Origin of the sequence: Streptomyces sp. NPDC091209, from assembly GCF_044757755.1 — a bacterium.
Taxonomy (GTDB): Bacteria; Actinomycetota; Actinomycetes; order Streptomycetales; family Streptomycetaceae; genus Streptomyces.
In genome coordinates this window covers 306415-328849 of sequence record NZ_JBIVVR010000005.1, presented here as the reverse complement: position 1 = coordinate 328849, position 22435 = coordinate 306415, and the positions used below count along the sequence as shown (strand labels likewise).

Annotated in this window: 16 protein-coding genes; 11 read left to right on the top strand and 5 right to left on the bottom strand. The window is 72.5% G+C overall.

All coding sequences use genetic code 11. The annotated features are described in order from the left end of the window. Positions 1-90: 90 nt before the first annotated feature. The 6 genes from ACIQRL_RS17045 to ACIQRL_RS17020 all read left to right on the top strand — a co-directional run bounded on the left by ACIQRL_RS17045 (position 91) and on the right by ACIQRL_RS17020 (position 6292). Entirely contained in the window at positions 91-1098 is a 1008-nt protein-coding gene (locus ACIQRL_RS17045; RefSeq protein ID WP_401332012.1) for a GHMP kinase, read from the top strand. After that, positions 1073-2131, top strand: coding sequence for a pyridoxal-phosphate dependent enzyme (locus ACIQRL_RS17040; RefSeq protein WP_401332011.1), 1059 nt, complete (start codon positions 1073-1075; stop codon positions 2129-2131). Before ACIQRL_RS17045 ends, ACIQRL_RS17040 begins: the two co-directional genes overlap by 26 nt. Beyond that, on the top strand, positions 2128-3360 hold the full coding sequence (locus tag ACIQRL_RS17035; protein ID WP_401332010.1) for an ATP-grasp domain-containing protein: 1233 nt from the start codon (positions 2128-2130) through the stop codon (positions 3358-3360). Before ACIQRL_RS17040 ends, ACIQRL_RS17035 begins: the two co-directional genes overlap by 4 nt. Beyond that, positions 3357-4880 (top strand): argininosuccinate lyase, encoded by a 1524-nt coding sequence (gene argH, locus ACIQRL_RS17030; protein WP_401332009.1) that lies wholly within the window; start codon positions 3357-3359, stop codon positions 4878-4880. The genes ACIQRL_RS17035 and argH overlap by 4 nt, the downstream gene beginning before the upstream one ends. Next, positions 4867-5949, top strand: coding sequence for a GntG family PLP-dependent aldolase (locus tag ACIQRL_RS17025; protein ID WP_401332008.1), 1083 nt, complete (start codon positions 4867-4869; stop codon positions 5947-5949). Before argH ends, ACIQRL_RS17025 begins: the two co-directional genes overlap by 14 nt. Positions 5950-6094: 145 nt before the next feature. Beyond that, the gene (locus ACIQRL_RS17020) at positions 6095-6292 is read left to right on the top strand and encodes an MbtH family protein (RefSeq protein ID WP_401332007.1); all 198 of its coding nucleotides are present in this window, start codon (positions 6095-6097) and stop codon (positions 6290-6292) included. A 485-nt stretch (positions 6293-6777) separates the two neighbouring features. Here ACIQRL_RS17020 and ACIQRL_RS17015 read toward each other — a convergent pair whose 3' ends face one another. The 4 genes from ACIQRL_RS17015 to ACIQRL_RS17000 form a co-directional block, all read right to left on the bottom strand. Further along, positions 6778-8097: a helix-turn-helix domain-containing protein gene (locus tag ACIQRL_RS17015; RefSeq protein WP_401332006.1), complete on the bottom strand. Its 1320-nt coding sequence runs from the start codon at positions 8095-8097 to the stop codon at positions 6778-6780. A 208-nt stretch (positions 8098-8305) separates the two neighbouring features. Further along, the gene (locus ACIQRL_RS17010) at positions 8306-8476 is read right to left on the bottom strand and encodes a hypothetical protein (protein ID WP_401332005.1); all 171 of its coding nucleotides are present in this window, start codon (positions 8474-8476) and stop codon (positions 8306-8308) included. Between the two features lie 86 nt (positions 8477-8562). Next, a complete protein-coding gene (locus ACIQRL_RS17005) occupies positions 8563-10722 on the bottom strand; it encodes a hypothetical protein (protein ID WP_401332004.1) in 2160 nt (719 codons plus the stop codon). A gap of 63 nt (positions 10723-10785) precedes the next feature. Beyond that, on the bottom strand, positions 10786-13830 hold the full coding sequence (locus ACIQRL_RS17000; RefSeq protein ID WP_401332003.1) for a BTAD domain-containing putative transcriptional regulator: 3045 nt from the start codon (positions 13828-13830) through the stop codon (positions 10786-10788). A 368-nt stretch (positions 13831-14198) separates the two neighbouring features. On the opposite strand from ACIQRL_RS17000, the gene ACIQRL_RS16995 reads away from it, so the two are divergent. Next, a complete protein-coding gene (locus ACIQRL_RS16995) occupies positions 14199-14624 on the top strand; it encodes a nuclear transport factor 2 family protein (RefSeq protein WP_401332002.1) in 426 nt (141 codons plus the stop codon). A 725-nt stretch (positions 14625-15349) separates the two neighbouring features. On the opposite strand, the gene ACIQRL_RS16990 is transcribed toward ACIQRL_RS16995, so the two are convergent. Beyond that, complete coding sequence (locus ACIQRL_RS16990; RefSeq protein ID WP_401332001.1) at positions 15350-15514, bottom strand: hypothetical protein; 165 nt, start codon at positions 15512-15514, stop codon at positions 15350-15352. Between the two features lie 9 nt (positions 15515-15523). On the opposite strand from ACIQRL_RS16990, the gene ACIQRL_RS16985 reads away from it, so the two are divergent. From ACIQRL_RS16985 to ACIQRL_RS16970, 4 genes are read left to right on the top strand one after another with little or no spacing between them, the layout of a single operon-like run. Then, positions 15524-16714 (top strand): tryptophan 2,3-dioxygenase, encoded by a 1191-nt coding sequence (locus tag ACIQRL_RS16985; RefSeq protein WP_401332000.1) that lies wholly within the window; start codon positions 15524-15526, stop codon positions 16712-16714. Positions 16715-16756: 42 nt separating this feature from the next. Beyond that, the gene (locus tag ACIQRL_RS16980) at positions 16757-17605 is read left to right on the top strand and encodes a hypothetical protein (protein WP_401331999.1); all 849 of its coding nucleotides are present in this window, start codon (positions 16757-16759) and stop codon (positions 17603-17605) included. A 54-nt stretch (positions 17606-17659) separates the two neighbouring features. Then, positions 17660-17938: a phosphopantetheine-binding protein gene (locus tag ACIQRL_RS16975; protein WP_401331998.1), complete on the top strand. Its 279-nt coding sequence runs from the start codon at positions 17660-17662 to the stop codon at positions 17936-17938. Then, positions 17935-22431, top strand: coding sequence for an amino acid adenylation domain-containing protein (locus ACIQRL_RS16970; RefSeq protein ID WP_401331997.1), 4497 nt, complete (start codon positions 17935-17937; stop codon positions 22429-22431). The genes ACIQRL_RS16975 and ACIQRL_RS16970 overlap by 4 nt, the downstream gene beginning before the upstream one ends. Positions 22432-22435 lie beyond the last annotated feature (4 nt).

The following is a 22435-nucleotide window of genomic DNA, read 5'->3' as shown; positions in this document are numbered from 1 at the left end:
GGGCCCCTACGGCCCCGTGTCCACGGGCCCGCCCGAAGGGGCGGCCCGCGATACCTCCATTCCCACACCCGTACGTTCGAGGAGGCGTAGGTGAAGAACGGCGTGCAGAGCCAGGACCTGCTGTCCGCACAGGACACGCACGGCCAGGCAGAGACGGAGCTGGTGCCCCCGCACCTGGAGCACGGCGTGCTCATAGGCACCGGAACCGCCCCCAGCCACCACGGCGAACTGCTGCAAGGGGTGTTCGAGGACGACGGCGTACTCCGCCGCGGCCTGGTGACGCTTCCCTGCTCCTTGTTCGCCAGCAACGCGGTGGTGCGGCTGAGCCCATGGCGGCCGGAGCTGACGGTCACCCCGGCGTGGAAGACGAAGGCCCTCGGCGCCGCCCGCACCACACTGGAGGTGCTCGGCCTGAGCGACTACGGCGGCGAGCTGGAGCTGCGGAGCGACGTAGCCGTCGGCCGCGGCCTGGGCTCGTCGACCAGCGATGTGACCGCGGCGATCTTCGCGGTGCTGTCCGCGGTCGGCCGCACCCTCTCACCGGAGCGGATCGCCCGGATCGCGGTCGCCGCCGAGGCGGCCACCGACCCCTTGATCTACTTCGACCGGATGGTGCTGTTCGCGCACCGCGAGGGCCTGGTGATCGAGGACTTCCACCGGCCGGTGCCGCCGCTGGCGGTGGTCGGTTTCTCCGCGGCGGAAAAGGAGATCGACACCCTGGCGCTGCCGCAGGCACGGTACAACGCCTGGGAGATCGAATGCTTCCGCGCGCTGCGCGGCCTGATGCGCCGGGCCGTGGCCCGGGGCGATCACCGGGAACTCGGCCGGATCGCCACGGCGAGCGCCCGCATCAACCAACGGTTCCTGCCGGTACCGCGTTTCGACCGCGTGCTGCAGATCGCCGAGGAGACCGAGGCGCTGGGCGTGCAGGTGGCCCACAGCGGCACGGTCGCCGCCCTGCTCTTCGCACCCCACCAGCCCGGGCTGGAGCAGCGCACGGCGCTGGCCGCCCGCCGGCTCGCCGAACTGCGCATCACCGACCATTGGCGCTACACAGCCGGGAGCGACTCTCATGTCCCGTACGCACACCAGTCGTAGGGCCTTCACCAGCGCGGTCGACGGTCACGCCCTGCCCAAGGTCATCCAGGTCGGACCCAACGTGTACGGGGCCGCCTTCCATCTGATGAAACTGCTGCCCGCGCAGTTCATCCTCACCAGTGCCATCGAGACCGGTGAACTCACCGAGGGCACCACCGTCGTGGAGACCACGTCCGGAACCTTCGGGCTCGGGCTCGCGATGGTGTGCCGGCTCAAGGGCATCCCGTTGACCCTCGTCGGGGACCCGGCGATCGAGCCGCCGCTGCGCCGCCGGCTGGAGGCGCTCGGTGCCCGGGTGAGCATCGTCTCCGGTCCCGAACTGCGCACGCGTGGCGTGCAGCAGGCCCGGCTGGACCGGGTGGCCCGCATCCAGGCGCGGCTGGGCTCCTACTACACACCCGGTCAGTACGACAATCCGCTCAACCCGGTGTCGTACGGTGCCGTCGCCGAACTGCTGCTGGAGAGCATGGGCACGTTCGACGCTCTGGTCTGCCCGGTCGGCTCGGGCGGTTCGTCGTCCGGGATCGGCTCGTTCCTGCGGGCGCTGAACCCGCAGCTGAAGCTGATCGGGGTGGACACGCCGGGCAGTGTGCTGTTCGGCGCCCCGGCCGGGCCCCGGCAGCTGCGCGGGCTGGGAAACGGCCTGGTGCCGCCCGTCCTGGAGCACACACTGTTCGACGAGGTCCACTGGCTGGATGCCGGTACCGCGTTCACCGCGACCCGGCGGCTGCACGCCGAGCACGCCCTGTACATGGGGCCGACCAGCGGCGCCGCGCACCACGTGGCGCGCTGGTACGCCGAGCGCCATCCGGAGCTGCGGGTGATGGCGCTCTTCCCCGACGAGGGCCACCGCTACACCAACACCGTCCACAACGCCGTGTGGCTGCGCCGCAACGGCTTCCTCACATCGCCGCCCGGGGCGCCCCGCACGCTGGACCACCCCTCCCAGGCCGCCGGCAGTTGGTCCCGCTTCTCCTGGCACCGGCGCACACGTGACGAGGTCGTCGCCCTCATGGAAGGAGTGACCGCATGACCCAGGACGTGTTCGTCCTCGTCGAGAGCAACACCACCGGTACGGGCCGGCTGTTCCCCGCGGCGGCCCGCGCGCTCGGCCTGCACCCGGTGCTGCTGGCCGCCGACCCGTCCCGGTACACCTCGGTGGGCGGCGCCGAGGTGATCCGTACCGACACCGACAGTGTGGCCGCGGTGGTCGACGCCTGCCGACGCCTGGCCGTCGGACGGCGCGTCGCGGGCATCGCCACCAGCTCCGACTACTACGTGGAGACGGCAGCCGCCGCGGCCACCGCCCTCGGCCTTCCGGCGAACTCCCCCGAGGACCTCGCCGCTGTCCGCGACAAGGGCACGCAGCGGGCCCGGCTTGCCGCGGCCGGGGTACGCGTGCCCCGGTTCACGGTGGCCGGGACGGTCGAGGAGGTCCTGGCCGCGGCCGAGGAGACCGGTTACCCGGTGGTCGTCAAGCCGGTCACGGGCAGCGGGAGCCTCGGAGTGCTGCTGTGCGCGGACCCCGTGCAGGCGGCCGGGCACGCCCGCGCACTGCTGGCCCGCGGGTTCGACGAGCGCGGCCGGCCGGTACCGCGCCGGGTCACGGTCGAGGAGTTCGTGAGCGGCCCGGAGTACTCGGCGGAGGTCCTCGACGGCACCGTGGCCGGGGTCACCGCCAAGCACCTCGGGGCACCGCCCCTGTTCGTCGAGACCGGGCACGACTTCCCCGCCGCCCTGGCACCGGCCGTGTACGAGGCGGTGACCGAGGCCGCGGAGGCGGCCGTACGAGCCCTGGGTATCGCCCTCGGCCCGGCGCACGTGGAACTGCGCCTCGGCCCCGTCGGGCCGGTCCTGATCGAGGTGAACCCGCGGCTGGCAGGCGGCTGGATCCCCCGGCTGGTGCGGGAGGCGACCGGGGCAGACCTGATCCTGGCCACGGTCGCGGCGTTCAGCGGCCGACCGGCCCCGGTGGCCGCCACGGTGGCCCTGGGCGCGGCGATCCGGTTCGTGGTGGCCGGGGACAGCGGCCGGCTGCGCGACTTCGAAGGGGTGGCACAGGCCTGTGCCGTTCCCGGCGTGGTCGATGTGGAGACCTACCGGGAGCCGGGAGCGGAGATCGTCGTGGGCGGCGACTTCCGGGACCGCATCGGGCATGTGCTGGCCCGGGGCGCTTCCGCCGCCGAGGCCGCGGAAGCCGCCGCCGAGGGTGTGCGCCGCATCAAGCCGTCCCTGACTGCCCGTCAGGAGGTGTCGGCGTGACGGACTCCGGCCGCCTGCGCAGCGCCGCCTCTCCCGAGATCCGCCGCATGCTCCTGGAGCGGCGCGACCCGCCAAGGCTCGCCTGGAAGACCGAACTCGACCGGATCACCCATGTCGACCTCGCGCATGTCGTCATGCTCGCCGAGCAGCAGATCGTCGGCGTACGGACCGCCTCCACCCTGCTGGCGGCGATCACGGAGTTGCGCGAGAGCGACTACCGGCCCCTGGAGACCAGACCCGCCCCGCGCGGTCTCTACCTGGCCTACGAGGCCCATCTGATCGAGACGCTCGGCGACGGGACCGGCGGTGTCCTCCAGACCGGCCGGTCCCGCAACGACCTCGGCGTCACCTGCCTCCAGCTGGCGCTGCGCGAACCGTACCGCCGGCTGTCGGAGGAACTGGGCGAGCTGGGCCGGGTACTGCTGGAACGCGCCCATGAGCACCGCGAGGTGGTCATGCCCGCCTACACCCACTTCCAGGCGGCCGTGCCGGTCACCTACGGCCACTACCTGCTCGGGCTGGCGCAGACCTTCGAGCGGGACGCCCGGGCCCTGGCCCAGGCCGGCGAGGGGCTTGAACTGTGCCCGCTGGGCGCCGGGTCGATCGGCGGGACGACTGTCGCCATCGATCCGCGGCGCACGGCCGAACTCCTCGGCTTCGGCGAGCCGGTGCGCAACTCGGTCGACGCCATCGCCACCCGGGACACCGCGCTGCGGCTGCTGTCGGCGGCCGTGGTGCTGGGGGTCACCCTCGACCGGGCCGCCCTCGACCTGTTGATGTGGTCGAGCGCCGAGTTCGGGCTGGTGTCGATCCCCGACGGGCTGGTCGGGTCGAGTTCGATGATGCCGCAGAAGCGCAACGCGTTCGTCCTGGAGCATGTGCAGGGCAAGTCCGCCGCGGCCCTCGGCGGGCTGACGGCCGCCGTGAGCGCTATGCGGGGCACGCCGTTCACCAACTCCATCGCGGTCGGCACCGAGGCGATGGCCCACGTGATGCCGGCCCTGGACGCCACCATCGACGCAGTGAAGATCCTGCGGCTGGCCTACGACGGGGCCCGGCCGGTCCCCGGCGCCATGGCGGACCGGGCGACCGCGGGGCTGACACACGCGACCGCCACCGCGGAGTGGCTGGTGCGGCAGGGGGTGCCGTTCCGGCGAGCCCACCACCAGGTCGGGGAGGCCGCCCTCGCCGTCGTGGAGGGACGGGCCGGCTCGCTCGGCGCGGCTCTCGACGCACAGGGCCACACGACGGCCGGCGAGTCCGCCGACCTGCGGCCGCAGACCGTGTGGCGGGCGGCCGAGTACGGCGGCGGCCCCGGCCCCGCCTCGTTCCTGCGCTGCCACGGACAGCTCACCCCGCGCTGGGAGGACCACCGCACCCGGCTGGCCGAGGAGACCGCCCGCTGGCGCGACGCCGACGAGCACCTGCGGGACGCGGTGGCCCTGGTACATGGCCAGGGCCAGGACACCGCCCGGCTGCCGGACACGAACCCGAGGAGGAACTTCCATGCCGAGCACTGACCGCGACGCGTTCGCGCCACCCGTCGTCGAACTGCGCAGCGACACCTTCACCCTGCCGACGGCCCGGATGCTGGAGGAGATGACGAAGGCGCCGCTCGGCGACGACGTCTACGGCGAGGACCCCACCGCCCGTGAGCTGGAGGAGCTGGCCGCCCGTCTGCTGGGCATGGAGGACGCCTGCTTCATGCCCAGCGGCACCATGGGCAACCTGGCGGCCCTCCTCGCCCACTGCCCGCGCGGCACCAAGGCCCTCGCGGGCGCCGAGTCCGACATCTACGTCTACGAGGCCGGCGGGGCCTCCTACTGCGGCGGCGTGATCGTCGAACCGGTGGTCAACCGGGCCGACGGCACCATGGCGCTCGCCGACATCGAAGCCGCCTTCCCGGAGGACCCCGAGGACCCGCAGTTCGCGTTGCCCACCCTGCTGTGCGTCGAGAACCCGCAGAACCGCTGCGGCGGGCGGGTGCTGCCGCTGGAGTACCTGGCCGAGGTCCGGGCGCTGGCTCGGGCCCGCGGGGTGGCGATCCATCTGGACGGGGCCCGCCTCTTCAACGCGGCGCTCGTCCTCGGCGTCCCCGTGAAGGTGATCGCCGGATACGCGGACTCAGTGCAGTTCTGTCTGTCGAAGGGGCTGTCCGCGCCGGTCGGCTCGATGGTCGCCGGCAGCGCCGACTTCGTCCGGTCCGTGCGCCGTATCCGCAAGATGCTGGGCGGCGGCATGCGGCAGGCCGGGGTGCTGGCCGCGGCCGGGCTGGTCGCGCTGCGGGAGATGACGCTGCGGCTCGGCGACGACCACGCCACGGCGCGCCGGCTGGCCGAGGGGCTGGCCGCGCTGCCGGGGGTCGTGGTGGAGCCGGTCGAGACCAACATGGTGTTCTTCCGGGTCGACACCCCCGGCCTGACGCAGGCCCGGTTCATCGAGCAGGCCTGGGAGAAGGGCGTACGCCTCGCCGAACTGGGCCGCGGCCGGATCCGGGCGGTCACCCACGCCGGGGTGGACGACGCCGACGCCGACCGCGCCCTCGCGGTCTTCCGGAACATCCTGCTGCCGCAGACCGCCGCCGCCTGATCCCTGTTCCCGACCACGTTGTCCGGACCGACCGATTCCCCTCCCTACGAACCCACTCCCCCTCGAATCCTTTCCACGTCCCGTCCGCACCAGTCGCTCCACACCCATCCCTGAAACAGCTCCACCACACGATCGGAGAATCGTCATGCAGCAGAACTTCCAGCAGTGGCTCGTGGTCGTCAACGACGAGGAGCAGTACTCGATCTGGGCTGCCGACCGCGACATCCCGCAGGGCTGGCGCGGGGTCGGCGTCAGCGGTCCGAAGGAGGACTGCCTCGACCACATCGAGCGCACCTGGACCGACATGCGCCCGCTGAGCCTGCGCTCCGCCACTGCCGCCTAGAGTCCCGCGCCGGGGGTGCCGGCGGGCTTCGGTCCGCCGGCACCCCCTACCGCGGGGCCGCCGGTTTCCGCACGAGACCGGACGTCCGGCCCGAACCGGACCGCTGGGTCGTGGACACCGGGGTGGGGGCCGCCCGGTTCGCGCCGACGCGCTGGGCGTGTGCCGGCGCCGCGGACTGACTGAGACGTTCCCGGCCGCGGTCGACGACATGCCGGAGAACGCGCGTTGCGACACGTCCCTGCAGCTGGGCCGGAACCTCGGCCTGTCGGAGAGCCACGAGCGCGGCCCGGCGACCGGATCGTCGGGACGGGGATGGACCTCCACCTGCTCGACGGGGCCCAACACGCCGAGCACCTCGCCGCCGACCGGCAACGGGGCCGGATGAGCGGCCGGACGCAGCTGCCTCTTCGCCTCGCTGCCGGAGCTCGAAGCGCCGGCCGAGGGCACCGGCCGGCAGGTCGCCGAGGACGAACGGCCGGCCCGGACTACGGCGTCGTCCGCACGGCGCGCTCGCCGACCGCCACCTTCCGGGCGCGGTCCTCGGGGCCGACCCGGTGCGTCACCGCCGCGCGCCAGCGCCGGGGTTCACGGCGCGCCTCGGCGTACAGGTGGCGGACGTGGTTGAGGACCGAGAACCGGGGTTCGTCACCGCCGAGGCTCTCCCGCCGCACCAGGCCGTACGTCAGCAGAGTGAAGACGATGACGGCGGCGTCGGCCCCGGACGTCCCGACGACCGCCGCCGCCTCGGCGACCGACCAACTGAGGTGGTCGCGGGCAACGACGGCGAGGAAGGACACACCGGCCGGGCTGAGCTGGCCCAGGGTGCGGCGCAGCCGGACCACCAAGTCGTGTGAGGTGTCAGCGGTCATCGGCGGCGCGGTCAGGCCGAACGGGCTTCGCTCCACCTCGGCCAGCAACTCCGGCAGGGAGCGTACGAGGGCCCAACTGCCGGCGAATTCCAGGGTCCTGGGCAGTCCGTCGAGGCGCCGGCACAGTTCGGCGACGACCGCGGCGTCGGAGTCGTCCAGCCGAAACAGGGGGTTGCCGGCACGGATGCGGCTGCACAGCAGCTGTACGGACGGCACCTCGGCCAGCAGCGCCGGGTCCGTCTCGGCGCCGGATGCGGGCACCGGCAGCGGGGCGAGGCGCAGGATCTGCTCGCCGGGGACGCCGCACGGGCCGCCCACGGTGAGCAGGATCCGCAGCCGGGGGTGCGCGTGCATCAGCGCGACCAACTGGCCGGCTCCGTCCGCGAACTCGGCGTCGTCCAGCACCAGCACGGTCCGCTCCTCGGGGGCACGGTCGGCGAGTTCACCGGCGGGGATCTCCTCGCCGCGCGCCTGCCACAGGACCCGGGTGCCGTCGGCAGCAGCCCTGCGCACGCCCTCGGCGGCCAGGTGCGACTTCCCGACCCCTCCTATGCCGACGATGGACACCAGCCGTCCGCCCGGCTGTCCCAGCAGGTCGGTGAGGGCGGCCACTTCGGTGTCTCGGCCGATCAGCGGCCCCCGGACGAGCCAGGGCGTGGGGCCGCGGCCCTCACCCTCGGGATGGCCTTCGGTGCCCGGACGGCGCCGGGCCGCGTCCAGCAGCGTCTCGCGCTGGGTGTGGCCGAGCCGCAGTCCGTCCGCCAGGAGCCGGATCGTGTCCAGCCGCGGGGAGAGGACCTTGCCCTGCTCCAGGTTGCCTATGGCGCGCACGCTCACGGTGGTGAGGTCCGCGAGATGCCGCTGGGTGAGTCCGGCGCGCCGGCGGTGGCTTCTCAACAGGGCGCCGAGGTCCGGCTGGGTTCGGATGTCGTTCATGACTCGCTCCGGTGGGCCGTTCCGAGTGCTGGTGGAACCGGTGGCGGGACGCCGTCCGAGTGGGTCTCCCGGTGCCGTTCCCCGCTGTCGTTGCTGGGCATCGCCGGTGGATGCCGAGTGTCTGCCGTGCGCCGACGCGGCCCGGCCGGGCGCCCGCGGCGGCCTCACGGCCCCGCCACGTCGGCGCCCGGCCCCGGCCGGCGCGCCGTCAGCTCCAGGGGTTCGTGTCATCCGTGGAGTTGTTGTCAGCCTGCACGGTGACCGTCCGCTGCGGGTGCACCGCGGCCTCGGCCGCCGCGGAGCCCAGGACAGCGGCCACTGCCGCGATGACGACGAGGGCCTTCACGTGCTTCACGACCGGTGCGACGGTGCTGTTCATGATGACTTCCTGTCTCTCCCCCGGCCCGCTGCCGGACTTCTGGAAGGAAAGTTAGGAGTGGCTGTAATCACGCCACTTTGACGCCGCTATCCCTCGTGGATAGCCATCCTGACCTGCGGATTCGACGTGTCGCGGCTACCGGGTGGCCGCCCCGGGACGGCCGCGAAGGACGGTACGGTGATCTGCGCCGCATACGTCACCTCCTGCTCCCACAGATGCCAGCACACCCGCTCCAGACCGCGTTTCAGATAGCGGCGGTAGGTGCTGAAGGACAGCGCGAGTTCCCGGGCCACCGCCTGCTGGGTGCTGCCACCCTTGACGTACGTCGCCCAGACCGCCGCCCGCTGTCCCTTCGCCTTGGGGTCCTGGTCGATGGACTCGATCGCCCGCACGACGAGTCGGCGCAGGTTCTCCTCCGGGTCACCGGAGCGCCGGGCGACGAACGCGGCGTGCAGCAGCGGGTTGGCGGCCAGCCGCTCGCGCTGATGCCAGACGCGCAGCATGTCGTGGACGGCCTGGTCGAAGGCCGCCCGGGACAGGACGGTCGTGCGGAGCGGTCCGGTGATGCCGGGTGTGCGCAGTCCGAAGAACATCCGGTCGTCGAGCAGGTCGCACCATTCGCTCATTCCCGTGGTCCCCCAGTCGTGTCCGAAGAGCGTGACTCTCTGTGCGGCGAGTTGCGGCCCGCTGGGCAGACGGCGGAAGTCCGCGTACTCCGGCAGGCAGTCGGGGCCATCGCCGCCCCGTACGTGGAAAGTCCAGGCGAGCCGGTCCTGGATGTGCAACTCGCGGGTGACGCGGGCCAGCATGGCGGAGGCGGTGGCCGGGAGGTCGCGCGGGCGCCGACGCAGCAGGGCGAACCGCACCAGGTTCACCCGCTGTCCCGGCCGCAGTTCCCGGTGTGCCTCGACGTGCTCACGCACGACGGCGACCACCGGGTCGATCGCGGTCTCCACGGCGTCCCACCGGTCGAAGGTCAACAGGCCCAGCACGCCGACGACTTCGCCCGTGCGTGCGCTGCGGTAGAGACAGAAACCACGGGGCTGGCGGTGCAGCCAGAAGTCGACGGCGTCGACGCCCTCCACGCCGAGCTGTTCGTGCGCGAGGTCCCGCACGGCGGGCAGGTCCTCGGCGTCGCAGGTGGTCTCGTACACCGCCTCGTGCCCCGGATCGGCGTGCTCGTCCAGGCCGGGATCGGGGAAGCGCCGGCCCCGGGTCTGGATGTGGTTGAAGGCCCTGGCGGCGCGCAGGGAGACCGGCTCGGGGCAGGTGCGGATCAGGGTCTGGAGGTGCGCGCGCAGGGCCTTGTGCAGGGACAGGTAGGCGTCGGGCGCGCGCCAGCGGAGGTCGCGGTCGAGAGCTTCGGCGACCACGGGCAGCAGCCTCAGTCCGGCGCGGCCGCTGGTGGTGTAGGACCGGCGACGCAGCCAGTCGAAGACCTCGTGGACCTGTTCCGGCAGGAAGGCCCGCAGCAGTTCCTCGGTGGTCCCGGGGACGTGCGCGCAGATCTCCAGCGCCTGCCGGTGCAGGAGCGAGGGGACCGGGCCCACCACGTGGTCCAGGAGTTCCGCGACGGCCTCGGGCGTGGGCTGCCAGTCGTCCCCGGGCGGCGCGTCCCGGTCCCGGGCGGCGAGCCGCAGGGCGAGGGGGTGGCCGGCGGCGAAGGCGAGTCGTGCGCCGCGGGCGGTGATCCGGCCGGGTGCGGCGTCCTGCAGGAGCCGCCCCGACTCGGCGCGGGACAGGCGGTCCAGGCGTCCGACGCGCAGGGTGTCGGCCCAGGCCGGGTCGGTGCGCCAGCGCAGGCCGGGCGGTTCGCGGCCGGCGAGCACGACCAGGGAGCCCGGCGGCAGGCCCGTGAGGAAACGGTCCCTGAACCAGTCCTCCAGCGGGCCGAGCCGGTCGGCGCCGTCCACGAGGAGTACCGGCCGCCCGGTGCGGGGGACGTCTGCGGCAGAGGCGAAGGCATCCTCGGTGGGTTCGGTGCATGCCGTGTCCACCTCGATGACGTCCCGTCCGCGCCGCCGGGCCTCAACGGCGAACCGGCGCAGGAGTTGGGTCTTGCCGATGCCGCAGGGCCCGTGCAGCGCCAGCACGGGGACTGTCTCCGGCGGCTGGTCCAACTCCGCTCGGAACAGGGCCAGTTCGTTCTCCCGGCCGACGAAGCCGCGCAGGAACGTCGCTTCTCGGTCGCGGACGGGGGCGTCGATGGCAGACCGCCGGGGCGCCGGGGCGCTGTGCGGGTTCATGTGGGGACTGGTACCTCTGCTCGGGGTCCGTTCCTCGGCACGTGCACGACTGCGGTGTCCGCGTCACCGGCCCACGGCGGTGCCGTTGGCGGTCACCCGGGCGAGCAGTCCGGTGGCGCGTTCCTCTTCCTCGGCCATACCGAGCCGGCCGAACACCTCCAGAGCGTCGGTGAGCAGTCCGCCGGCCTTCAGGGTGTCGTCGCCGCGCAGGGACAGGTCTGCGAGGTCGACGCGGACGGAGGCGGCACCGGCTTGGTCGAGGATGCCCTCGCGCACGGACAGCGCGCGGGCGAAGTAGGAGCCGGCCTCGGTGAGTTCGCCCAGGCGGGTGTGGACCCGGCCGAGGTCGTGGAGGATGTACCCCTCTCCGATCACGTCGCCGTCGTCCCGGACCATGCCGAGAGCCTCGGCCAGTACCTTGCTGGCGTCGTCGAGCTGCCCGCGGTACATGTGCACCTGGCCCGCGCGCTGGAGCACCCGGGCCTGCCCGCCGAGATAGCCGAGGCCGCGCCAGACCTCCAGCGCCTCGTCGAGTTCGGCCTCCACCCGGCGGACGTCGCCGCGCCGCAGCAGGACGACCGCGCGCTGGACGAGGACGGAGGCGCGGGCCCAGGGGTCGCCGGCGCCGAAGTCCCGTTCGGCCTCCTCGAACAGGTCCATCGCAGCGGTCTCGTGGCCCGCGAGCCGTTCCAGGAGGCCGAGGTCGCGGTGGCACAGCCCGAGCCCCTTGGTGTGGCCGAGGTCCTCGAAGAGGCCGACGGCGGCGGTCAGCGCCCGGCGGGCCTCGGGCAGGTTGCGGCGGTTGAGGTGGAGCGATCCCAGGGAGGCCAGCAGCGCGGCCTGGCCGAGCAGGTTGCCGCTGCGGCGCACTGCGGTCAGTGCCTTGCGGTGGGTGCGGGCCCAGTGGTCGAGATAGCCGCGGGCCTCGTAGAACGGGGCGAGGTTGACGGCGAGTTCCCAGGCGTACCCGTCCTCGCCCTCCTGAGCGAGGCTCTCCACGGTCAGGCTGAGGTTCTCGCGTTCGGTGTCGAGCCATTCCAGGGGGCGGCCGAGGATGGCCCTGACGTGGTCGGCGGGCGGGTTCCAGCGATCGGCCGGTCCGCTCATGTACTGGGTGCCGAGTACACGCTGCTGGGCCTCGGCGACCAGGGCGAGCCAGGCGCCGCCGACCCTGCGGATCGCGGCCCGCCGTTCGGTCTCGTCCGACTCGGCGGCCAGCCGGTCCCGGGCGAACAGCCGGATGATGTCGTGGAATCCGTAGCGCAGCTCCCCGGTGACGTCGACCCCGGTGACGTCGAGCATCTGCACGTCGACCAGGGGTTCCATGAGGTCGGACGGGTACGGGTAGGCGCCCGGGGCATCGAGCAGGGCGCCGCCGATCCAGCTGGGGAACGTGGACCCCTTGGTGAGGCTGAGCAGACGCAGCAGGGTGCGGTCGGCGCCGGCCAGTCCGTCGTAGGTGAGGGAGAGACTGGCCCGTACGGTCATCTCACCGTGGGTCAGTTCGTCGAGACGGCGGCGTTCGTCGGCGAGGCGCTGCACCATCGAGGCGAGCGGCCAGTGCGGACGGGCGGCCAGCCGGGCGGCGACGATGCGCAGAGCGAGCGGCAGCCCTCCGACAGTGGCGGCCAGCGCCCTGGCAGCCGCTGGTTCGCCGCTGACACGGTCGGCGCCGACAACGTTGCCTATTAGTTCCAATGACGTCTGCTCGTCGAGAATGCCCAGAGTGATCTGATAAGCCCCGGGGAGGGCGGTCAGCCGTGTCCGGCTGGTGACGAGCACCCCGCAGGAGCGGCTGCCGGGCAGCAGCGGGAAGATCTGCTCCTCGCCGGCGGCGTCGTCGAGGACGACCAGGATGCGCCGGGCGGCGAGCATGCTGCGGTAGACCTCTCCCCGCTCCTCCAGGGAGTCCGGGATGGCGGGCCCGGGCAGGCCCAGCGCGCGCAGGAACCGGCCGAGGACCTCGCGGGGGTCGACGGGATCCGCCCGGCCGCCACGTAACTGGCAGTAGAGCTGGCCGTCGGGGAAGTGGGACTCGGCGAGGCGGTGGGCGACCCGTGCAGCGAAGGTGCTCTTGCCGATGCCGGAGAAGCCGGTGACGACGACGATGCCCGTGGCCCGGTCCGGCGAGGTGTTCGTGAGGACGGCCTCCGCCTGGGCGACGAGATGCCGGTGACCAACGAAGTCGGCGGTGTCGAGCGGGAGTTGGCGGGGGACGACGGCGCGGCCGTCCTCGCCGGGGGCCGGGTCCGGGACGGCGCCCGGCGCGCCCGGCGCCGGTTGGGCGGCGCGCAGTTCGGTGCCGGACGGCTGGTCCAGCCGCAGGGACGCGTCCTCGGTCAGGATGGCCTGCTCCAGGCGACGCAGGTCCTCGCCGGGCTGGAGGCCCAGTTCGTCCATCAGCAGGGTGCGGCCCTGTCGGTAGATCTCCAGGGCCTCGGCCTGTCGGCCGGAGCGGTGCAGGGCGAGCATCAACTGCCCGCGGAAACGCTCCCGTAAGGGGTTCTCGCTCACCAGCCGGGCTGTTTCGGCGGTCAGTTGGTGATGGCGGCCGAGCGCGAGCTCCAGCTCGATGAACGACTCCGTGGCCGCGAGGCGTTCCTCGTCGATGTGCTCGGCGACCCGGGCGAGCTCGTCGCTGGGGATGCCGTTCAGGCAGGGGCCGCGCCACAGGCCGACCGCCATGCGCAGCAGGGCGGCGGCCTCGGCGGTCCGCCCCTCGCCGCCGAGCGCGGCGGCCTCGGTGACCGTGCGCCGGAAGACGTTCAGGTCGAGCGCCGCGTCGTCGATCTGGAGCACATAGCCCGGGGGACGGGTCACGATGGTGGCCTGGCCGGCGGCCGCCGCAAGGGCCCTGCGTATGCGCGAGACACAGATCTGCACCTGGGTGCGGGCGGTCTCCGGCGGGTCCTCGGCCCACAGCAGCCGGATGAGGTGGTCGCAGTTCTGAAGTCTTCCGCTCTCCAGGAGCAGGGCGGCGAGGACGACCTGCTGCCTGCCCGCAGTGACCGGCACGGCGCCCTGGTCGCTGAACACCTTCAGCTCGCCCAGCACTTGAAAGGTGAACCCCACTAATTGGTTGCGCGATTCAAGGTGCACTCCGGCCATGAATCCTCCCGTCACACAGCAGGCCACAGCGCCTGACCACCAACTCTACGGCCCAAACACAGCTGCCTACCGCCCTGAGCATTAGCTGAACAGCGGTGGCCAGGCAGTGGACCAGGACTCCGGCTACGGCCAGGACATGACTGCCCGCCCGGCGTCTGGGAGCACTCGGACCTACCGCGTGGCCAGTCGTGAACAGCATCCGAGCAACGGGTGACCAAGTCACGGGGGCGCGCTGCGCGATACCGCGGTGATAGCGGCGGGTTAACGGGCCGTCGGACGATCGCCCGGTGGGAGCCGTCGGCGTCACCGCGCCCGTCCACCGAGAGCGAGAGGTCGGTCATCCAGTCATGAACAGTGACAAACCCCGTATGTCCCCAGCCAGTTCGAAGGTGACGGCAGCCTGTGTGAAGCATGTGATGCTCGCCTACCACTACTTGGACATCGGAGACATCGACGGGTTCGCGTCCCTGACGGAGCAGGATGTGACGCTGGACCACCCCGGCGCCTCGCCGCACCGGGGCCGCGACGCGGTGCTCAGCGCCCACGCTGCGCAGGCGACGCTGCTCAGGCGGCACGAGCTGGACACCGTCATCGCCGACGAGGAGCGGGTGGTGGTGCTCGGCCGGGTGGTGCACCAGGCACCGGAGGCGGGCAGCCCGGCATCGTACGGCGTGGACTTCGCGGACGTGTTCACCCTGTCCGGGCAGACCCTGGTCCGGGAGTGCCGCCGCTACTACTACGCCGTCCCGCCCGGCGGACTGCCGCCTCGTCCGGAGACGTCCGCCGCGGGGTGAGTCGCCGCGCGGCGCGCGTTCGGCAACGTTCATGGCCACGGCGCCGGTTTCAACGGCGGCCTTGGAGGACCGGGGGCCGGTGATCGGTTCACTGCCGTCGTCATGGCCGGTGTTCTACCGTCCCGTCCCCGGCACTGCCGAAGACCCGAAGTCGATTTCCCGTCCGGGTGCGTAATTCGGCGTCTTTTCCCGGGACTTCACCGCCGTTTTCCGCAAACCGCCGCCGGGCTCCGGTGTTTCGGCCGAGGGCTGTCACCCGGTCCGGGCGGCGAGAGGGCCGCGGGATCGCCCGGCGACCGGGGCCGGAGGAGGCCGCCGTACAGCGGAGGACCTCCCCATCCCCTTCAGTCCGCATCTCCACGTGCGATACACCGTGTTCGCCGAAGACGCGTCCTGGCTGCGAACCGGCAACGCTCCCCGCGCGACTGACATCGCCGCCGCGCCGAAGCCCTGGGGTTCGGGGTCGGATGTCGGCTGCGTTCAGTCGGCACTGGGGCGACTGAATCCGCAGAAGGGACGCATCGCGCTCTCCCGCGTGGGCGGGTCTCTCGGGTTGTCTGTCACGTGATTCCGGGGCCGGGATTCCGGGGCCGGTAATTCGGGGCCGGGAATTCGGGGCCGGGCGACCGTGACCGTGTACATGTGACTTGGGAGTTGCTTCCGAAGAGAGCAGAATCCATGCCAGCGTCCGGCTTAACCGAGCAAAGGATTCTCTTCGTGATAGCTCACACATCGAAATTGCGGATTTCCTGATGCATGCCATGGAAACGGCTCCGGCGGCTTTTTCTCCGGTCGGGGCGCCGTATCCGGTCGATGTTCTCGAAAAACTGGACACGTGGGCCGCCGCCGGCAATCCGGCCCCGTTTCCTTACACCGAGCTGCTCCAGCACCTGCGATCGGTGGGCAAGCACTTCTTGGCGGCCGTACTGCTCAACCGGCTCGCCGCGATCCGCGACGGTCTGCCCGGTGCACCCACCACCGGGTCCACGGCCGTACAGCCCGCCGTTCCCGTCTCCGGTACCGATGACGTGCTCTTCCTGCGCGCGTTCCTCGATGTCGTCCTCGACAAGCATGACGACCGCTACGACTACCCGAGTTACACCGCGCTGCGCCTGTTGACCCACCCGGTGCCGGACGACTGGCGTGCGGCGCTGCGCTCGCGCGACGAGCTGCTGCTGCTCCTGCTCGCCGACCTGGTCCGCTTCGAGCAGGGGGCGCTGACCGACACTCCGACCAACCCGCACGACATGCCGCCCTCGCCCGAACTGGTCGGCAAGCGCGCCCGGTTGGCCGTGCGGGTGATGGAGGCCGCCGCTCTGCGGGTGCTGCCCGCCGGGACAGTGGACCCTGCGGCGGTCGTCGCGGTACCCGGGCGCACTCCTGCCGGCCTCCTTGCCGCGGAGATCCTGCGTGCGGCCACTGCGGAGCAGGAACTGATGCTGTCCGCGAGCGTGCAGCCCGTGTACGTGCTGCACGACGAGTACCTGTTTCTGCGCACCCTGCAGTCCTTCGAGACGACGTTCGGTTTCATGTCGGCCGCACTGGCCGCGGCCGTACGGCAAATGGACGCGGAGCGGGCGCAGGAGGCGGCGGACCTCGTCGGCACCGTGGCGGACGTACTGAGGGAGTCCCTGCCCCTGTTCTCCCTGCTGGCGACCATGCGGCCGCAAGCCTTCCAGACCTTCCGGGAGTTCACCGAAGGGGCCAGCGCCATCCAGTCCGCCGGATACAAGGCCTTCGAGTCCCTGTGTTCCACGCCCGCTCTCGCCCGGCTCGACTCCTCCGCCTACACCTCCGTACCCGGCGTACGCGCCCGTGTACTGGACGGCCAGGCCACCGTCCAGGGCACCTGGCACGACCTGATCGCCCGCAGGCGGCTGAACCCCGCGGACGACGCCGCCCTCCGGGCGGCGGCCGACCGGCTGGAATCGGTCCACCAGCGCTGGAAGCAGACCCACTACCGGATGGCGGTCCGCATGATCGGCGAACGCTCCGGCACCGGCTACACCCAGGGCGTCCCCTACCTCTCGGCGGTCCTGGACAACCGGCTCTTCCCGGCCCCGCACCGGCAGAGCACCCTCGTCGGCTGACCGGTCCGCTCCCCCACCACGCGCCTGGAGGCGTCCACCACGATGAGCAAGCGCACGCAGACCGGCAGGCCGGGCACGGCCCACCGGGTGATGAACCCGGAAGAGAGCAACCGCCTGTTCCTGTACGAGTACGACCGGGGCAGCAACTACGAGGAGGACACCCGACTCACCACCGCGCTGTCCGCGCTGCTGCCCGAGGACAGCCTGGTCCATCCGGACCAGCGGCTGTTCCAGACCGTGCACCTGATCACCGAGTACGCGTGGTGCGAGATGCATTTCGAGATGCGTCGCGCCGCCGCGAAGCTGCGCGAGCGTGACTATCTCCTCGCGGCCCAACTGCTGCAGCGGGCCGCGGCGATGGGCGAGCTGCCGGTGCGGGCCGTGCAATTGCTCATGGACTTCCTGCCGCAGGAGAGCCTGCTGCGGCTGCGCGAGACGTTCCCGGAGAACACCACCGGCCTCGACTCGCCCGGCGCCCGCAACCTGCGCCGCGCTGCCGTCGCACTGTGGCAGGAGACGGAGACCGCCCTCACTCGCGAAGGGCTCACCGCCCGCGGGCTCGTCCAGGCCCAGGGCCGCGATGTCCCGCCCGGCCGGGAGGACCGGGCCCCCGATCTCGCGCTCGTACGCCAGGCACTGTTCCGGCTCGACGGGTCCGTCGGCACCTGGAAGCACATTCATCTGCGGATGGTCTGGTCCCAGCTCGGCGGCCACCCCGAGACCGGCTCGCAGGACGGCCCCGATACCCGCGAGGACCTGCCCAAGAGCCTGCGCGGCCAGTCCACTTCGGGCGTACGCGCCATGGCGGACCGCAGCCTCTTCCCCCGGCTGTGGGACTCCGTCGACGAGACGTACCGGGCGTACGTGCCCGACGAGCAGACACCCGCCTGAGCACGTGAGCGCCCCTGCCCACGCGGCCCACGACCCGGCGAAGAACGAAAGGACATGACAGCTGTGACGGCGACCGAATCCGCGGCACATGGCACCAGCGAACTCACCGCACTGGTGCACCGGGCCTGGGCCGAAGCCCTTGGCCACGACGAGTTCACCGACGAGGACAACTTCTTCCGGGTCGGCGGCCACTCCCTGGGCGCCCTTCAGGTGGTCAGGGACCTCAGCGCGGCGCTGGACCGGCGGATCCCGGTGCGGGTGCTCTTCCGCAGCCCCACCGTGCGCGCACTCGCCGACGTCCTCACGGCCGACACTCCGAAGGACCAGGCGTGAACGGCGCACTGAACGGACTGCCGGTCTCGGCCGCGCAGACGGAGATCTGGCTCGCGGACCGCTGCGAGCCGGAGTCGGGCCGCTACAACGTGCCGGTGGCACTGGAGTTCGTCGGCGCCGTCGACCCTGCCGCCCTGCGTCTGGCTCTGGACGGCCTCCTGGTCCGGTACCCCGTACTGGCCGGTCGCATCGACTCCGAGGACGGGGACCTGCGGTTCCATCCCGAGCCGTCCGCGCCGGTCCCGCTCGGCGCCGTGAGGCGATCCGGTTCCTGCCGTTCCGGGGCGGCCCGCGCGGAGGCACTCCGGGCGGCGCAGCGCCCGCTGGACCCGGGCAGTGCGCCCCTGATCCGTGCCGACCTGCTGCGTCACGACGACGGCGCGCTCCTCGTACTGACGGTGCATCACATGGTCGCCGACGGACGCACCCTGGACGTCCTGGCGTCCGGCCTGGTCGACGGGTATCGAGCCCACGCCCACGGGAGCGCTGCGGTCGAGACGCCCCTTGCCGACGGTCCGTCACTGACGGTCAGCGATTTCGGTGTCGAGGATCTCGGCGACACGGGCCCCTACTGGCGGGAGCTCCTTGCCGGCGAGCCGGTCACGCTCGGTCCGCTGCCCGATCTCGTACGCCCCGAAGACCGGCTGCGGGGAGCGGCGGCCTGGGCCGAGCGCGCGCTGCCCGCCGAACGGCTCGCCGCCGTACGGGAGATCGCCGTCCGCGCATCGGTCTCACCGGCCACCGTGCTGCTCTCCGCGTGGAGCCTGCTGCTGCACGCCTGGTCCGCGGCGGACGACGGCGTGCTCGGGATGCCGTTCGCCGGACGCCATGCGCCCGGCACCGAGGACGCGGTCGGCCTGTTCACCAGGGTGCTGCCGGTCCGCACCCGGGTGCTGCCCGACGACGAGTTCGCTCTGCACGCACAGAAGTTGGGGGAGCAGGTACTCGACTCCATGGAGGCGCTCGCGGTGAGCGGGCCGCCGGCTCCGGCGGACGCGCCCGCGTACCGGGCGGTGTTCCTGCACCAGCCCCGCTCCGACGCGGCGCAGAAAGTACCGGGCGCGACCGTGCGGGTGCTGCCGCTGGACACGGCGTCCGCCAAGTACGACCTCGCCCTCGCCGTCCAGGAGTACCCCGACCGCCTGGTGCTGCGGATCGACTACGACGCCGGTCTGTACACCGCGGTCACAGCGGATTTGTTGGTCCGTCAGCTGGATGCGCTGCTCACCGGCGCCGCCCGGCCCGGCGCCCGGTGCGGTGAGCTGCTTGCCGCACTGGCGGGTACCGCTGTGGCGCCGACGCCCGCCGGCCACGGGGCAACCGCTGAGCAGGGTGCGGACCCCGCCTTCGCGAGCGTGCCGGAGCTGGTCCTGCGCGAGGCCCGCCGCGCTCCCGACTCCGTCGCCGTCGTGCACGGCGAGCACACCCTCACCTATCGCGCGCTGGTCGAGGACGCGGCCCGTGCCGCCCACTGGCTTCGCGACGAAGCCGGTGTGCGGGACGGGGACCTGGTCGCGCTGCTGCTGCGTCCCGGCGCGCACACCGTGACGGCGATGCTCGCCGTCGCCATGGCGGGAGCGGCCTATCTGCCGCTCGACCCGGAGCACCCGCCGGCCCGGCTGGCGCTGGTCCTGGAGGACGCCCGCCCCCGCCTCGTCATCGCCGAGTCCGTTCCGGCCGATGCGATGCCGGACGGCCTGGCGATCCACAGAATGCAGGACATCTCCGCGGCCGCCGCCGAGCGGGCCGTCGATCCGCCCGCCGTGGCCTTCACCGCGGACAGCGTGCTCAACGTCCTGTACACCTCCGGCACCACCGGCCGCCCCAAGGGAGTCCTGCTGCACCACGGCGGCGTGACCCGCCTGATGCACCAGCCGGACTTCCTGCCGCTCGGCCCCGACGACACCGTCTCCCACCTCTCGCCGCTGAACTTCGACGGCGCGACGTACGAGATCTGGGGCGCCCTCACCCATGGAGCCCGGCTCGCCGTCCTGGACAAGGAACTCGTCCTCGACCCACCGGCCCTGCGCACCGCCGTCCGTGAACTGGGCGTGACCACACTGCTGGTCACCACCCCGCTCCTCAACCGCATCATCGAGGACGCCCCCGACCTGCTGCAGACGCTGCGGCGGGTGTACTTCGGCGGCGAGCTCGTGTCGGTGCCCCATCTGCGCAAGGCCCTGCGCTGGGCCCGTCCCGGCACCCTGCTGCACAGCTACGGCCCCACGGAGAATTCGTTCACCTCCACCTGGTGCGCCATCGAGGAGGTGCCGGAGGGCGCCCGCACCCTCCCCATCGGTGATGCCGTCCCCGGCACCCACGTCCACATCGTCTTCGAGGGCACACTCGTGCCCGCCCCGCCGTACATGCCGGGCGAGTTGGTCCTGGGCGGGTCCGGTGTCGCGCTCGGCTACCTCGGGGATCCGACGCTCACCGAGGAGCGGTTCTGCGCCGACCCCTTCGGCCCCGGGACCGGGGGCAGGCTCTACCGCACCGGTGACCGGGTGCGGCGCACCGCCGACGGCCGGCTGGAGTTCATCGGGCGGCAGGACAACCAGATCAAGATCAGGAGCCAGCGGGTCGAGCTGGGCGAGGTCGAATCGGTGCTGCGCGCTCACCCGGACGTCACGGCAGCTTTCGTCACCAGCCGCCGCAACGACCGCGACGAGAAGGAGATCGTCGGCTACGCCGTGCTCGCGCGGCCCGGCAGCCACCCGGAGGTGATGCGCCACCTGCGGGCGAGCCTGCCCGCCTTCGCCGTCCCGACCCACCTCCTGGCCCTGGGCGAACTCCCGCTCACCCCCAACGGGAAGATCGACCGGGCGCGCCTGCCGCAGCCCGGGATCGCCTCCGCACCGGCCCCGGCAGAACCCCCGCCCGCCGCACCGGTACCCGCGCCCCCCTCAGCCGGCCTGCATGCGGCGGTGCACGGCGTGTGGGGCGAGATCCTCGGAGGGCGGGCCTTCGGCCCCGACGACAACTTCTTCGACGTGGGCGGACATTCACTGCTGCTCGTTCGGCTCCAGGCCGCGCTGCGCCGCGCCACCGGTACCCGTCCCTCCATCGGCGACCTGCTGCGGCACACCACGGTCCGCGCCCAGACCCGGCTCCTCGGCGGCGACGAGGCCGGCGCCCGGCCCGCCTCCCCCGCCCCTGCCCGACCCGGCGTCGGCGACCGGTCCGCCGCGAGATCCGCGACCCGGCCGACGCGGGCGAGCGACGACGCGATCGCCGTCGTCGGCATGGCCGCCCGTTTCGCCGGCGCGTCCGACCTGGCCGCCTTCTGGGACAACCTGCGTCAGGACCGTGACAGCTTCGCCGAAGGCCCCGGCCCGGTCGTCACCGAACTGCCGGGCGGGCAACGGCGGGTGGCACGGTGGGGCATGTGCGCCGAAGGTTCGCGCTACGACGCCGACCTCCTCGGCTTCAGCGAGGACGACCTCAGCCACGGCGACCCCCAGCAGGGAGTGCTGCACGAAGCGCTGTGGTCCGCTGTGGAAGACGCCTCCCTGCGGCTGTCCGAGATCGCTTCCCGCACCAGCCTCTACGCCGGCTGCGCCAAGGTCATCGGCACCGACCCCGAGGCCCGCGTCGACGACGTCGTCAACGCGGACCCCACGTTCGTCGCCTCCCGCTTCGCCTACCTGCACGACCTGTGGGGCGAGGCCCTGCTGCTCGACACCGCCTGCTCCACCGGCCTGTACGCGGTCCACCTGGCCTGTCGCAGCCTGCTCGCCCACAGCAGCGACTACGCCCTCGCCGGCGCGGTCTCCCTCGACCCGGCCTTCGACGGCAGCTACCGCTACCGCCCCGGCTTCCTCTACGCGAACGACGGTGTGTGCCGCCCCTTCGACCAAAAGGCGTCCGGCACGGTCGGCGGCTTCGGCGCCGGAGCGGTCCTGCTGCGCCGCCTTGCCGACGCCGAGCGGGACGGCGACCCGGTGTACGCCGTCATCCGCGGCAGCGCCGTCAACAACGACGGCAAGGCCCGCATCGGCTACTCGGCACCCGGCGTCGAGGGCCAGGCGCGCGTCATCCGCGACGCGCTCGCCGCCGCGGGTGTCAGCGGCGCCGACGTCGGCTTCGTGGAGGCGCACGGCACCGGCACCCGGCTCGGCGACGCCATAGAGGCGACCGCTCTGGCCGACGCCCTCGGACCGGACGGACCACCCGTGGCCGTCGGCTCCGTCAAGGCGTCGATCGGGCACTGCAACACCGCGGCGGGCATCGCCGGCTTCATAAAGGCCGTACTCGCCGTGCACCACGGCCGGCTGCCGGGCACTCCGAACGTGGGCGACCCCATCGACGAACTGAGCGGACCCGCTTCGCGGTTGACCCTCCTGAGTGAGGGCCGTCCCTGGACCGAGGAGGCAGGCAGACCGCGCACGGCAGGGGTCAGCTCCTTCGGCGTGGGCGGCACCAACGCACACATCGTGGTGCAGCAGGCGGCCGTCCCGTCGCCCGCCCGCTTCCCCCGACCGAAAGGGATGTGACCCG